General features: G+C 36.8%; 9 protein-coding genes. 3 read left to right on the top strand and 6 right to left on the bottom strand.

The genetic code is table 11. The annotated features are described in order from the left end of the window. The first annotated feature begins 256 nt into the window (after positions 1 to 256). The gene (locus tag H5089_RS13460; RefSeq protein WP_182712416.1) at positions 257 to 3,271 is read left to right on the top strand and encodes an immune inhibitor A domain-containing protein; all 3,015 of its coding nucleotides are present in this window, start codon (positions 257 to 259) and stop codon (positions 3,269 to 3,271) included. A gap of 69 nt (positions 3,272 to 3,340) precedes the next feature. Here H5089_RS13460 and H5089_RS13455 read toward each other — a convergent pair whose 3' ends face one another. The 6 genes from H5089_RS13455 to H5089_RS13430 all read right to left on the bottom strand — a co-directional run bounded on the left by H5089_RS13455 (position 3,341) and on the right by H5089_RS13430 (position 10,433). Further along, on the bottom strand, positions 3,341 to 4,348 hold the full coding sequence (locus H5089_RS13455; protein WP_039487666.1) for an isocitrate dehydrogenase: 1,008 nt from the start codon (positions 4,346 to 4,348) through the stop codon (positions 3,341 to 3,343). Between the two features lie 206 nt (positions 4,349 to 4,554). Continuing rightward, positions 4,555 to 6,243, bottom strand: coding sequence for a hypothetical protein (locus tag H5089_RS13450; protein WP_182712415.1), 1,689 nt, complete (start codon positions 6,241 to 6,243; stop codon positions 4,555 to 4,557). Positions 6,244 to 6,254: 11 nt separating this feature from the next. Beyond that, positions 6,255 to 6,638 carry a DUF3192 domain-containing protein gene (locus tag H5089_RS13445; RefSeq protein WP_182712448.1) on the bottom strand — a complete coding sequence of 128 codons (384 nt, stop codon included), beginning with the start codon at positions 6,636 to 6,638 and terminating at the stop codon, positions 6,255 to 6,257. A gap of 69 nt (positions 6,639 to 6,707) precedes the next feature. Next, a complete protein-coding gene (gene xni, locus H5089_RS13440) occupies positions 6,708 to 7,481 on the bottom strand; it encodes a flap endonuclease Xni (RefSeq protein WP_024596930.1) in 774 nt (257 codons plus the stop codon). 10 nt (positions 7,482 to 7,491) lie between these two features. Then, complete coding sequence (gene ppnN / locus H5089_RS13435) at positions 7,492 to 8,835, bottom strand: nucleotide 5'-monophosphate nucleosidase PpnN (RefSeq protein WP_024596931.1); 1,344 nt, start codon at positions 8,833 to 8,835, stop codon at positions 7,492 to 7,494. Between the two features lie 62 nt (positions 8,836 to 8,897). After that, positions 8,898 to 10,433, bottom strand: coding sequence for a GGDEF domain-containing protein (locus tag H5089_RS13430; protein WP_182712414.1), 1,536 nt, complete (start codon positions 10,431 to 10,433; stop codon positions 8,898 to 8,900). A 204-nt stretch (positions 10,434 to 10,637) separates the two neighbouring features. Between H5089_RS13430 and H5089_RS13425 the strand changes: the two genes are divergently transcribed. After that, positions 10,638 to 12,425 carry a M61 family metallopeptidase gene (locus H5089_RS13425; protein WP_182712413.1) on the top strand — a complete coding sequence of 596 codons (1,788 nt, stop codon included), beginning with the start codon at positions 10,638 to 10,640 and terminating at the stop codon, positions 12,423 to 12,425. A 178-nt stretch (positions 12,426 to 12,603) separates the two neighbouring features. After that, a complete protein-coding gene (locus tag H5089_RS13420) occupies positions 12,604 to 14,694 on the top strand; it encodes a bifunctional diguanylate cyclase/phosphodiesterase (protein ID WP_182712412.1) in 2,091 nt (696 codons plus the stop codon). The last annotated feature ends 76 nt before the right edge of the window (positions 14,695 to 14,770 follow it).

The raw sequence follows: 14,770 nt of genomic DNA, 5'->3' as shown, positions 1-14,770 counted from the left end.
GTCAACCTTGAAAGCTGTTTTTTGCATTTTAAATTCGTTTTGTGGCTTTTTTTAATTTAAACCTGCAGAAAGCCTATGTTTAATTGAGTTTACTGGCAGAAATTATGCATTTTAGGTTGTAAGTTCGATTTTAGATATAAAAGAGTGTGAGAGACCATTAGCTTTAATTGCATATGTTAACTATATGTTTTTATCGCATGTTTAAATTTCTATTATTAGGTATGATTGCTACATAATTATGTTTGAGGAAAACACAGTGAAAAAAGTGACGTTAATTGCGCTTTTAACTACGCTATTAAGCCCTATGGTGGCGGCTAATAACTTAAGTCCGCATGATGTTGGTATAACTAACGAAGAGCGTATTTCATATTGGCTTAAAAAAAGAGACCAAATATCTTCAAGTGAGTTAGATAGTTCATTTAAGTCATATATGAGTAACAAAGACGTTGCCAATCACTCAATTAAAAATGGCTTTAGGCAATTTAAATCCTCTTCCAACTTTTTTTCAAACACAAATAAACAACAGGTCGCTTTTTCAACGTCGCTAGTGCCAGATCAAAGCGTTAATGATGTAAAAGTGTTAGGTATCTTAATTGATTTTCCTGATCTTAAACATGACGACAATCAACTTGTAGAGCAAGACACCGACATGTTTTACGCTGATTATTCAACTGAGCACTATCAGCAAATGCTTTTTAATACTCAAGGTTATACAGGCCCTGATGGACAAAGCTTAAAAACGGCTGCTGATTATTATAAAGCGGCTTCGGGAAATAGCTTAAACTTTAGCGGGCAGGTATATGGTTGGGTAACCGCTAATAGCAATGCAAAAATATATGGTGAGCGCCAAGGCAGTACACGGGATATAAATGCGCCCGCTTTAATTAAAGAGGCTGTGGAGAAAGCAGTTGCAAAGTTTAATATTAATTTAGCGGATTATGACTTAACTGATTTAGATGATATTGATGGCGACGGTATCCTTAATGAACCTAATGGCATTATTGACCATGTAATGGTATTTCATTCAAGTATTGGCGAAGAAGCGGGTGGCGGTTACCTAAGCACCGATGCTATTTGGTCGCACCGCTACTATGTATTTGATGAAAATAGCGGGCCGAGCGAGATTGCAGGCAGCAACATTAAGCTCTTTGGTTATACCATTAACCCTATTGATGCCGGGATTGGTGTGGTTGTGCATGAATTTGGGCATGATTTAGGATTATTAGATGAATACGACTTACAATCTAACACGGTAGGTGAGCCTGTCGCGTCTTGGTCAGTTATGTCGACAGGAAGTTGGGCTGGTTCGCCAAGAGGCTCAGAGCCAGTTATGTTTAGCCCTTATGCGCTTGAATATTTACAAAAGCGGTACCAGGGTAACTGGGTTAACCAGCTTACGCTTGATATGGATGAGATAGAGGCTAACTCACAGCAAACATTAATTAATACTGCGAGTACTTCACAACAGCAAAATCAAATAAAAATATCACTACCACCAAGGCTCGAAAAATTTAGGGCTCCAATAGAAGGTGATTTTCAATACTATTCAAATACGGGCGACAATATTAGCAACAGCTTAGCTAATACAATAGCGCTACCAAGCACAACTGAGACACTTACTTTAAGCTTTATTGCTTATTACAGTATTGAGCGCGATTACGATTTAGTTCAAGTAAAAGTAGATGGCGAGCCAATCGCGAGTAATTATACGCAAGCGCTTAATCCATACTACGGTGATATTGGTCCGTATATCTCAGGTGATTCATTTCTTAATAGTGATGCTAAGCAACCTAACGGCTATTTGACCCATAAGTTTGATTTATCAGCTTATGCTGGGCAAACAATTGATTTAAAAATTGAATACATAACAGATGCGAACACACATTATTATGGTTTTGTTGTTGATGATATGCGCATTGAGCAAAGTGATACTTTAATTTGGCAAAATAATGCACAAGATCAAGTTAACACTGTGTTTAATGGCTTTGAAAAAGTTGGTAGTTACACATATGCATCGCCATCACATTACTATTTACAACTGCGTTCATACACAGGCGTTGACAGTAGTTTGCAAGCAGAGCAGTACTCACCGGGGTTATTATTGTGGTACAGCAATGAATCTCAAGCAGATAATAATACTACCGAGCATCCAGGCAGTGGTTTTGCATTAGTGGTAGATGCCGATCAGCGATCAATAAATAAAGGTAGTACGCAAACTCCGGCAGCTTCAGCAATTCAAATACGTGATGCTGCTTTTAGCCTATATCAACAAAGGGCAGGGTTAGGTGATGATGATTTATCAGCTATCACCGGGTTTACTGATAAAACCGATTATAGCTTTGAAGCGCAAAAACCATCGGGTGTTGTGCTTCCACAGGTTGGTTTTGGATTTAGTATTATAAGCCAGTCAACAGACAGTGAAGATATAGAAGTAGAGCTTACTTACGATGTTACTAAGGGTATTAATTTTACTAAAAACGGTTTAACCGTTAATTTTAGTGTAGAAGGTTTTGCACTTACTCCTGCGGACAAATTTACGTGGAGTTTTGACGATGGAAGCTCCAGCACAGAGTTAACGCCTACTTATGAATACCAAGACTATGGCACTTATAACGTTGAGTTTATGGCAGATAATGGTACTTCACAGCAAGTCGCTGTAGCACAAGTTACATTAGTTGAACCATTAACTGTAAATGAAATTGAATATGTAATAAACCAAGGAGCTTTAACAGCTGAGGCATCGCTTACAGGTGGAATCGCACCGTATACTTATAATTGGCAGCTAGGAGATGGAAGTACTTTAGCGACTCAATCGCTTACGTATAATTATTTGTACTCTGGCGATTACCAAGTAACGCTTACAGTGACAGATGACGAAGGCACTGAACAATCAAAAGCGATTGATGTAACTGCTAATGTTCCGCTTAGCATAAACGCAAACGTTACAGTTAGTGATTTAAGCGCACAATTTAATGCCCAAGTAACCGGCGGCTTTAATAGTTATACTTACAGTTGGGATTTTGGTGATGGCAGTGCGTTATCAAATTTACAAAACCCAAGGCATACTTATCAAGCTGACGGGACTTATAACGTAACGTTGAATATTACTGATACTCAAACCAATGATACTTTTACTCAAGAGTTATCTGCTACTGTACAAAAACAACAAAGTAGTTCGGGTTCAAGTGGCGGATCACTGGCGGGTTTATTAGGATTACTACTTTTGGGCTTAATTAGGTTTAATACTAACCTGCATAAATACACTAGGTAGTAAACGTAGTTAGCAAACACAAAAAAGCCCGCTAAATTAGCGGGCTATTTAAATTAATAACAATATTAATTATAAACGGTCAATTACTGATTGAGTGAAATCAGTTGTACCGTGGCTGCCACCTAAATCGCGAGTTGTACGGTCGCCTGATTTAATTACATCAGCAACAGCACTACGAATACGCTCTGCAGTATCGCCCATATTTAAATGCTCAAGCATTTGAATAGACGCTAAAATTACAGATGTTGGGTTAGCTAAGTTTTTGCCAGCAATATCTGGTGCACTACCGTGTACAGCTTCAAAAATTGCTGCGTCTTCACCAATGTTAGCACCAGGTGCCATACCTAAACCGCCAACTAAACCAGCACAAAGGTCAGATAAAATATCACCAAATAAGTTAGTCGTAACAATTACGTCAAACTCTTCAGGTGTCATTACCAGCTTCATACATGTTGCATCAACAATCATTTCATTTGATTCAATTTGTGGGTAACGCTCAGCTACTTCACGTGCTACTTTTAAAAACAAACCAGATGTTGATTTTAAAATGTTAGCTTTATGAACTGCAGTTACTTTTTTACGACCTTCGCGTACCGCTAGCTCGTATGCAAAAGTTACGATTTTTTCTGCGCCTTCACGCGTAATGATCGATTTTGCTTCTGCTTCATTTCCGTCTTCACTTACTACTTGGCCAGCACCTGAGTACATACCTTGCGTGTTTTCACGAATAGTAATGATATCAATATCGTCGTAACGCGCTTTAGTACCAACAAATGATTTAACTGGACGTACGTTAGCGTATAAACCAAATTGCTTACGAAGTGTTACGTTAATAGATGTAAAACCTTCACCTACAGGCGTAGTTAATGGGCCTTTAAGAGTGATTTTGTTTTTAGCAATTGTATCAACTGTTTCTTGCGGTAATAACTCACCTGTTTTTTCAAGTGCAGCTAGGCCAGCATCAACAAATTCATAATCAAAGTCGCAACCTGCGGCTTTTAATATTTCAAGTGCTGAGTCGATAATGCTCGGACCGATGCCGTCGCCTTTGATCACTGTGATGGTTTGTTTGGCCATTGACTTTTCCTTTAAAGAGTTTGATTTGCACATAAATTATTACTCTGAGAGAGTAACCGCTTGTTAGAACATTTATGTGAACGTGCTTGAAAATTTAAGGGCGCATTTATACCAATTTATTACCCATTTTGCTAGTTTATACAAAAAATACTGGGTATACACGAAAGTTATAATGGGTATAAAGACATAAAATAGCTTCTAATAAACTAAATACTATTAAACAACTCGAGAGATTCTAATTGTTGATAAAAATCAGCTTTGTTATGCCACTTGAGTATTTTTAGCTGTTCATTTAACGTTTGCTGCTGCCACGGAGTTAGCAAAAGTTCTGGTTTAAACACATTTTGAGCAACAACCTTAAGTGTGATCCAAAGTTTATGGGTCTCAGTTAAGTGCTTTTTAGGTGTTTGCTCTGCTTCTAAGAGTGCTGCTGTCCATGGGTTATCACTCAATAAAAGAGTAAGCTGTTGTGTTAGTTGTTCGGTGTTAATTGAATTTACCCCAAAAAATGAGCAGATAGGGGCACTCAATGTTTTATTTGGTGTGTCGTCAATCAGTGTTTTACGAGAAAGTTGTGTACTGCATTGCGTTAATAAAAAATGGGCGTAAGCGTATAAAGGTAAAGTAATGTGCTCAAACTGGTCGTGATCATTTTTACTAACCAATAAAGCCATTATTTTTACTAATCCATTTAATCTGTTAGTCACGTAGGCTTGCAATGGATGTGGGGTAACATTAACTAATTGTTCAAAAACAACCCGTTGAATTATTGCAGGTGCATTATAATAACCGACCATAGATAAACTATGTTTTAAGTCTTTTGCGGGCTGATGTTCTTTATTATATGGTTTTACTGCCTCGCATAAATTAGCAATTACGAGAGGGTGGGGCGCCATCAGCAGGCTTAATCCTTTATAGCTGTATTCGTGCTGTAACTTAATATTACTTATTAGCTCAAGTAAAGATTGTGCCTTATCAATCTCAAGCTCACTTTGTGGTTTTACATGTTCACTGTTAAATACTTTAAAGCTAATGGTTTTATCAGTGCAATGCCATTGTTTTGGATTATCGTTAAGCGTTGCTTTTACTCTGTACCAGGTTAATTTATTTGGATTTGCTGTACTAATTAAAACATGCCGTTGTTGTGCATCAGTTGCTAAATAAATCATGGTTTGCTCAGCGTATAAAACGCGGCTTCCCGGTAATAATGGCCCTAAATGCGCTATTAGTGATTTAATTAATTGCAGTGCGAACAAGTTAGGTGTGCGAATGTACAAATCGGTAAGTGCTTTATATAAGCTAATATGTTTATTAGCCGTGTTGCTCGTAATGTTCATGCTAATAATATTTGCTAGAGCAATCAGCGTTATGCCCCCATCGTAAAGCATTATTTTAGGAGCACTTACCAATGCTTGTTTATACTTATTTAATTTAGCTAGTAACTGCGTAACAGGTTTTGCTGAATCGCCACTAGCTAACATTACTTTTGCTGCTAACTGATGACGCATTTTCCAAATTTTTTTATCAGAATCTTGAAAAGGTGTTTGCTCGCAAAGCTTGTTTAATTGCGCTCCAACACATAAATGTTCAATGAGTGTAGCGGCTATGTATAGCTCACTTAAGGCACTATTATAATTTTGAGATTTACACAGGGCAGCAGTTATGACGCTCTGACTAACAACTAAATTTGTTGCATAAGAATAACTTGGATTATAAAGCGTTAATCGGGATTGTAATGCGAATGGCTGTTTACTGTAGAGCACTCTATATTGCTCAGCTAGCTTACTTGCCATTGGATATAGAGCTGTCCATTTTTGTTTATTGTTATAATAACTTAAAAACAGCTGCGTATTATTAAGCAGCTGCTCTAAGGTAGTTGAAACAGCTTCATCCATTAAACCTTCACCTAATTTTGTTCTTGGTATTTATTGTATGCACTCGGGCCCCATAAAAACAGCTGCCCATTTTTAAATAATAGGCCAGTACATTCATCCATAGTGGTAATACCGTCAGATGTTTTATGTTGTGTACGATAAAAAATTATCTGAAATACTTGTTCACCATCTCGTTTGGCATAAGTAAGATCGGGGCTGCCTAAGTAATCAAGAACACTATTTAGTGTTGTTGGCTGCTCAAGTGATAGTTTTTCGATGTAACGTTTATTGAAAGCCTCTCGGTCTTGCCAAATCATAGCTTGAGGATCGTCTTTATAAAAGGTAATCACCAATGCAGCTATCAGTGCATATAGCCCTAAACCTAAAATTAAATATCGGATAAATTTTTTCAATATGGCTTACTCTGACTCCGGTAACTAATATCAGTATACGTTTTGTAATGTTTAGAGGCTATTAACTTGCGACTAATTAAGTCTTAACTGCTTTAAACTAAAACCTAAATTTATATCGGTGCGTAAACTAACCAAGTGCTTTGAAATTACGTACATATCCATATTAGCGGCTAACTTTGCTTTAATACTCGGGCTTAGAGACTCATCTTCGGCTGCTTGTTCAATTGAGTTATAGTTATTAACTATTTGCTGCGCAGATTTAGTACCTATTCCTTTAACTCCCGGAATATCATTTGTTTTATCGCCCGCTAATGCCCAAAAATCAACGAGTTTATTTTGCTCAACACCAAAACGCTCTTTTATACTTGTCTCATCTAGATAGAGCTTTTTAAAGTAATCGTAAACTGTAATGTAAGGGCCAATATAAGGTAAAAAGCCTTTATCAGTAGAAACAACAGTGCTCGTTATTTGATTATTTGATGCCTTAAAGGCAAGCGTTGCAATAATATCATCAGCTTCATCGTTAATAGGCTCAAATACTACAATACCTGTTTCTTCAATTGCGGCTTTAAAATGCAATAGAGCATCTTTTAATACTTGGGGCATTGGCGCGCGTGAATGTTTGTAGTCTTTATAAAAATGATAACGCCAGCTTTTGTCACCATCGAACACAGCAATGGCATGGGTTGCATTACTCGTATCTAAAAGCTTTTTACAGGCGTGGGCTACACGTGCACAGCACGTTTGTATCATTTGCTCGTCGCTATGATGTTTTTGATTCGCGTCAACGGCGTAAATGCGCCTAATTAAATTAAGCGCATCTATAAGAAGTAAATGGGGTTTCAAACTATAAAACTCATGCTTTTATTTTGTAACATGGAACATATTTACTACCAGGGAGCTTCATGCGACCTTGAAGAACAAATGCCTGTAATAATTTATCCATATTTGTCATAAGGGCAGGTTCGCCACTTAAAATGTATGGACCGTTTTGTTTAATGGCTCTAACGCCTTCGTCTTTTACATTACCAGCAACAATACCAGAGAAAGCTCTACGCAAATTAGCCGCGAGTAGCTGTTTAGGCTGATCAAGGTGTAAATCTAAACTTGCCATATTTTCATGTGTTGGTGCAAAAGGTTGTTGAAAGTCGTTATCTATTTTTAATGTCCAGTTAAAGTAATAAGCATCACCTTCACTTTTACGGTAATCACGAACATTAGCCATCGATGACTTTAGTTTTTGACCGACTAATTCAGGATTATCAATAATTACTTCAAACTTATCCAACGCTTCCTTACCAAGTGTCATTTCAACGAACTCGCATAGCTCTTTAAAGTACGCCTCGCTTTGTTTGGGGCCTGTTAAAATAACAGGTAAACATTGCTTAGTATTATCTGGGTGCAACAATATGCCTAATAAATATAACAACTCTTCAGCAGTACCTGCGCCACCAGGAAAAATGATAATTGCGTGAGCTGTTCTAATAAAAGCTTCAAGGCGTTTTTCAATATCAGGTAAAATAACGAGTTCGTTTACAATAGGATTTGGTGGCTCGGCAGCAATAATGCTTGGCTCTGTTAAACCTAAGTAGCGATTATCGGTGTTACGTTGCTTTGCGTGGCCAATAGTTGCGCCTTTCATTGGGCCTTTCATGGCACCAGGACCACAACCGGTACAAATATTTAATCCACGTAAACCAAGTTCGTAACCTACTTGTTTTGTGTACTTATATTCAACCTCGTTTATTGAATGTCCGCCCCAGCAAACAACCATGTTAGGCTCGCTTTTAACACGCAGTGCACCTGCATTTCTGAGCATATCGAACACCATATGGGTTATGGCTTTTTGCTCTTTTAAATCTTTTTCGTATTTTTGACAAATAAACAAAATATCACGAATAACAGAAAATATATGTTCGTGAATACCGGTAATTATTTCGCCATCAACAAATGCGGTTTCGGGTGGGTTTTCAAGTTCAATTTTAATACCTCGTTCGCGGCTTACTAAACGAATATCAAAATCTTTGTATTTGTTGTATATATCGTTACTGTCGTCGGTATGACTACCTACATTGAGGACTGCAAGTACGCAGTTTCTAAATAATTTATAACGCTCACTAGCAGACGATTGCTCTAATAAATCAACTTCTAATTGCGACAGTAAATCTAAAACCCCAGTTGGGTTTAACTGTATTAACATAGACGTGCTCCTACTACTAAATCGTAAAACTACTTGTCATAAAAGTTATAATAGCTATGACATTATTTACTGGTACAAAGTCTATCTCGCCCTGAATTTTTGGCTTCGTAAAGTGCATCATCAGCTCTATCAAATGCCTTTAATAGGGTATCGCCTTTCTTAAATTGAGTTGCACCTACCGAAATAGTGATCTCAATTTGTTTTTCTCTAAATTTAAAAGGTATATTTTTAATTACCTTTCTTACTTTATCCAGGGGTAATGTTGCGTTTTCTAGCGACACACCTGGCATTAATAGTACAAATTCTTCACCGCCATAACGCGCTATAAAATCAGACTTTCTTACCGATTTTTGCAACGCTTTTGATATAACTTGTAAGGTAATATCACCTGCGGTGTGGCCAAATCTATCATTGATAGATTTAAAGTGGTCAACATCAATAACTGCAAGCGTAACATCTGATGGCTGCACATTAAACAAATGCATTTCGTGATTGTAACGTTCGTCAAATGCAGCCCGGTTAGGCAGTTTTGTAAGTCCATCTAGTAAGCTTTTAAAGCGCTGTTCGTTTAAGCGTTTTTTATACGTTGTTAACTTATCTTCTAAAGTAACAATTCGAGTATTTATTTCATTAAAACTAGCGCTAAGCATTTCTCTGTCTTTTCGTTCTAACTTTTCTTTTGCTATAAAATCTTCGCTTATTGATTTTAATTCGTTATCTACGAGTTCTTTTAAAGATGAGATTGATGTAGCTTTTTGCGTTTGCTCATTAAGATTTTTTATTTTTAGTTCAATGCTTTTATTAAGTGAGTCAAACTCAACTTCCATAGACTCAGAGTGCTTGCTAGTTGAGACGATAGAGTTATGAAGATCTTCGAGGGTTTGATTTAATGAAACTAAAAAGCTTTGCGCGGATTTACGCTCTTTACTTATATTTTTTACCACTACATCAATAATACTAATTGCAACATCAAGTAATGTATCGATTGAGTCACTTTCTGTAATATTATTTTTTATATTATTAATTTGTAGCGTAGCTTCTTCTTCAAGTATAAGTTCATTTGCGAGCTCAAGTAGTTTTTTTGCACGCGCCTGTTTTACTGGGCGCTGCTGATCAACTTGAGGGTTTTGCTTGGTAAGCAACGCTTCATGATAAAAGCTAATAAGTTGATCAAGTAGCGGAATGTAACCATGAGTTGAATGAACGTTATTAATCTCGTGATCGAGTAAATTTCTTAGAGTCCTACGAGTATCGTCAGGTAAACCTTTGGTTTTTTGTAATTGTTTACCGGCACTTTGCACACTGTTGTATAAATTACGTTGCTGAGCTTGTTGAATCGATTCTTGGTTTTTAAGTAGGATTAAAGTTTCACTAATAAGGGGAGCAAGGTTTTCAAAACTCATGCCTTTATTAAGCGCACTTCTAAATTTGGCGAGGCGATTATCTAACTCGATATCTAGTCCTTTACAGCTCAACGATAGTTTAGCTGTAAAGTCACATAGAACATCTACTTGATGTTTACGAGCGCTCTCAACAGCCATACGCGCATCAATTGCTTGTTTTAGCTTTTTATCTGTTGCGTTAGATCTTTGTGACACCTAAGCATACCGCCATCAAATTAATTTCATTATCTTCAGTTTACAACAAATTTTTATTATGTGTAGTTATCTAGTAAAAAACTTAGAAATTTTAATAAGCTACTACTTATAAACTCGTATATAGGGTCATTTATCGTATTTAATTCACTTTTAAATAGGGGCTTGTTAGTCTTGTAAGCAATTAAGTTTCCACTAAGAGTCTCTATGAAAAAGTTATTAGCCCTTTCAATTTTAGCTGCATGTTCAGCGCCTGTATTTGCCGATGTAAATTATTCTTTAGAAATCTCGCAACCACAGCATCATTTAGGTGATGTAAGTGTTGAGTTTCCAAAAACAGCGCAAGCACACCTTGATATAAAACTTCCTGCGTGGCGCACGGGTCGCTACGAAATGTTAAATCTTGCAAATGGCATTCGCTACTTCAAAGCCAAAGATGAAGATGGCAAAGAACTAAAATGGGAAAAAATAGATCACAGTACATGGCGTGTACATCTTAATGAACCTACAGAAGTAAATGTTGACTACCAGGTGTATGCAAATGAGCTTGGTAAACGTGCTCGCCACATTGACGACAGCCATGCATTTATAGATGCGTCAGGCTTTTTTATGTTTAGTGAATCATTTCGCCAAGAGCCTGTAACCGTTAATTTAGACGTGCCTAAAAAGTGGCGTTCTGTATCGGGTATGAATAATTTAAAAGGCAAAAATTCATTTAAAGCAGCCGATTACGATGTACTTGTTGATTCACCAATCGAAACGGGTATTAACCAACTACACACATTTGAAGTAGAAGGGCGTGAATATGATTTAGTTATATGGGGCGATGGTAACTACGATGTAGAGCTAATGCTTACCGATCTTAAAAAATTAGTTGCCACGGGTAATGTAATTTGGGATGGCTATCCGTATGAGCGTTATGTATTTATGGTGCATGCAACATCAGGAGCTGGTGGTGCAACAGAGCATTTAAACTCAACAATTATTCAACGACCACGTGACCGATTTGGTAGCCGCGAAGATTACTTAGGTTTTATTAGCACCGCTGCGCATGAGTTTGTTCATACATGGAATGTTAAAGCATATCGCCCTCAAGGTTTAGTGCCATACGATTACACTAATATGAACTATTCAAAACTGCTGTGGATTGCAGAAGGTTCAACAAGTTACTTTGAAGATCATTTATTAGTGCGCTCAGGCATTCAAACAACAGATGAATTTTTTAAAGTAATGAGTAAAACCATTAACCGTCATTTGCAAACACCGGGCCGTGAAGTGCAAAGCGCAAGCGAAACAAGCTTTGATAAATGGATTAATCAAGGTGGCGATCACGCACGTAACTACAGCACCAATATTTATTCAGAAGGTTCGTTACTTTCACTTGCTTTAGATATTGACTTACTAGAAAAAAGCCAAGGTAAAATAAGCTATCGCGACGTGCACAAAGCACTTTATAACAATCATAAAATGCCTGCTGGATTTACAGATACAGATGTACTTAATATCTTAAAAGATTTAACAGGACGTGATTATTCAAGCTGGTGGCAAGAAAATGTAGAGTCGCCTGCAAGTATTAACTTTGACGATTTACTTACTAAAGTAGGTTTAAAGTTTGAGCGTCCTGAAAAAGCAAAAGCACTTGCAAGTATTGATGCTACCGCCAGAAATACAGGTGAATTACTGACGTTAAGTTATGTACGCCGTGGTGGCAGTGCGTGGAAAGCGGGTTTAACTACCGATGATAAAATTGTCGCTATAAACAAACATCACGTAGGTAAAGATTTAAAAACTAGCCTAGAAACGTTTAAGGCAGGCGACAAAGTAACCGTTGACTATCTTCGTCGCGATGCACTTGAAAGCTTAACATTAGTATTATCAGAAGATTTCGATAAGCCTAAAAAAGTAGTTGCTGATAAAGAGGCAACGCCACAGCAAAAAGCGCTTTTCAAAGCATGGATTGGCGTGGAACATCCAAATGATGTGACAAAAAAATAAATTTAGTTTTTATAGCGTTTAAATACAGTTAACAATTATTAAAAAAGAGCTTCGGCTCTTTTTTTGTTTTGTATAATGGCGTATATAATGTACATGGAAATTTAATATTAAAATTAAATTTAATTATTATTTGGTATTTTTATTACTAAATAAAATTACTTATGGATATAGCCTCAAAATGAAATTAGACGACGTTGCTTCAGACTTAACCAACCAATTTGTAATTAACGACTATTTGCATCAGTTATTTGATGCGGTAAATGTAATTTCTGTTCAAGGTTATGACAATGAGCGTCGTGTTATTTATTGGAATGAAGGCAGTGTGCGACTTTACGGATACACCAAAGAAGAGGCCATAGGGCAAAAAATAGAAGACCTTATAATTCCTGAATCAATGTGTGAATTTGTAATTGACGCACACAGTGATTGGGTAGAAAAAGACATAGAAATTCCAGCATCCGAAATTACCCTAAAAGGTAAAAATGGCGAAAGTGTATCTGTTTTTTCTAGCCATGTTATGTTTACAAATCAATATAATACAAAACAAATGTATTGCATTGATATTGACTTATCTGAGGTTAAAAAGGCACAAGCAGATGCATCATTTAATGAGGATATGCTAAAAACTATTTTTGAGGCAATTCCTGACTTATTTTTCTTGATGGAAAATGATGGAACTATTATTGAGTATCATGCCAGTAATGAGACCGATCTCTATACCAAGCCAAAGCAATTTATTGGTAAAAAAATGGGTGATGTACTCCCGCGCGCTGTAGCCAAAAAATTTGAAACCTATATCAGCCTCGTATTAGAAAAAGAGCAGATGATGAGCTTTAAATATGAGCTAGCTTTACCCCATGGGCTCGTTTTTTTTGAAGCAAGAATAAATAAAATAACAGAACATAACCAGTTAATGGTTATTATTCGAGATATTACAGAACAGCATAAATCAGATGAACTAATTAGACATCAAGCGTATTACGATAGTCTAACTTTACTCCCTAATCGTTTTTTAGCACTTGATCGTTTGTCGCAATTGCTTATTGAAGTACAAAGAAATAACGAGAAAGCTGCGGTACTGTTTTTGGATTTAGATGACTTTAAAAAAATAAATGATTCCTTAGGTCATGAAACAGGAGACAAACTTTTAATTGAATCAGCGCAAAGGCTACAAGAGGCACTGCGAAAAGACGACACGGTAGGGCGCCTAGGTGGGGATGAGTTTATCGTATTACTACGAGGTATAACTGATCACCATTCTGCTTTAAAAATTACTGAAAAACTGGTCAATAACTTTAGAGCCCCTTTTAAAATTGAAGGCCGAGAACACATACTAACAGCGAGTATTGGTGTAGCCATATACCCAGAAAATGGTAATACAGTAGCTGATTTATTACGAAACGCTGACACTGCAATGTATCAAGCAAAATCATATGGCCGTAATACTTATTCATTTTTTACTAAAAAAATGAATGTAATTATTCAGCGCCGACTCGTAATAGAAGAGCAGATGCGTGGCGCCCTTGAGCGTGACGAATTTGAGTTATACTACCAGCCCCAATTTGACGCCAAAAATAAACACATCATTGGTGCAGAAGCGTTATTACGTTGGCATAACCCTGTACTAGGTAATGTAACACCCGATGAGTTTATACCTATTGCAGAAAATACAGGATTAATTGTACCGATTGGCAAGTTTGTAATTAGCCAAGCATTAGATTTTTTAAACACATGGCAAAGTACTTGTAAACGAAAACAGCAATACACTATTGCCGTTAACTTATCACCTCGTCAATTTAGAGACGTGGGATTACTCAGCTTTATTCAAAACTCATTGAGTGAAGCAAACGTAAATCCCGAACATTTAGAGTTTGAAATAACTGAGGGAGTGCTGATGAGTTGCCACACTAATGTTGTTGATATATTGACTGAAATTACGGCATTAGGCATTAACTTATCAATGGATGACTTTGGTACAGGTTATTCATCATTAAGTTATTTGAGAGAATACCCTTTTAATGTACTCAAAATAGATAGAAGTTTTATTGACGGTATTGTACTAAACAATGAAGATTGTAATCTCGTAAAGGCAATTATTGCCATGTCGCACAGTTTAGGGCTGACAGTGGTAGCCGAAGGCGTAGAAACAAAAGAGCAGCTTACTTTATTGAACGAATTAGGCTGTGATTTTATGCAAGGTTTTTACTTTAGTAAACCCATACCAGCAAAACAGTTTCTTGATTTTTCGATGAATTTTGATAAAAAGTAAGATTAAACACTCGATTGTAACAATTCATTGCACGGCTATTGACCTCATTAGCTACTGACGAGTAACCTGTTATAGA

Source organism: Pseudoalteromonas sp. SR45-1 (assembly GCF_014163655.1).
Classification (GTDB): Bacteria; Pseudomonadota; Gammaproteobacteria; order Enterobacterales; family Alteromonadaceae; genus Pseudoalteromonas; species Pseudoalteromonas distincta.
Note: the sequence above shows the minus strand (reverse complement) of the source record. Positions and strands in the feature narration are given on the sequence as shown.

Coding starts and splice junctions, on each gene's coding strand:
- H5089_RS13455 (WP_039487666.1), bottom strand. CDS start 4,348: ATGGCCAAACAAACCATCACAGTGATCAAAGGCGACGGCATCGGTCCG.
- H5089_RS13450 (WP_182712415.1), bottom strand. CDS start 6,243: ATGGATGAAGCTGTTTCAACTACCTTAGAGCAGCTGCTTAATAATACG.
- ppnN (WP_024596931.1), bottom strand. CDS start 8,835: ATGTTAATACAGTTAAACCCAACTGGGGTTTTAGATTTACTGTCGCAA.
- H5089_RS13425 (WP_182712413.1), top strand. CDS start 10,638: ATGAAAAAGTTATTAGCCCTTTCAATTTTAGCTGCATGTTCAGCGCCT.
- H5089_RS13420 (WP_182712412.1), top strand. CDS start 12,604: ATGAAATTAGACGACGTTGCTTCAGACTTAACCAACCAATTTGTAATT.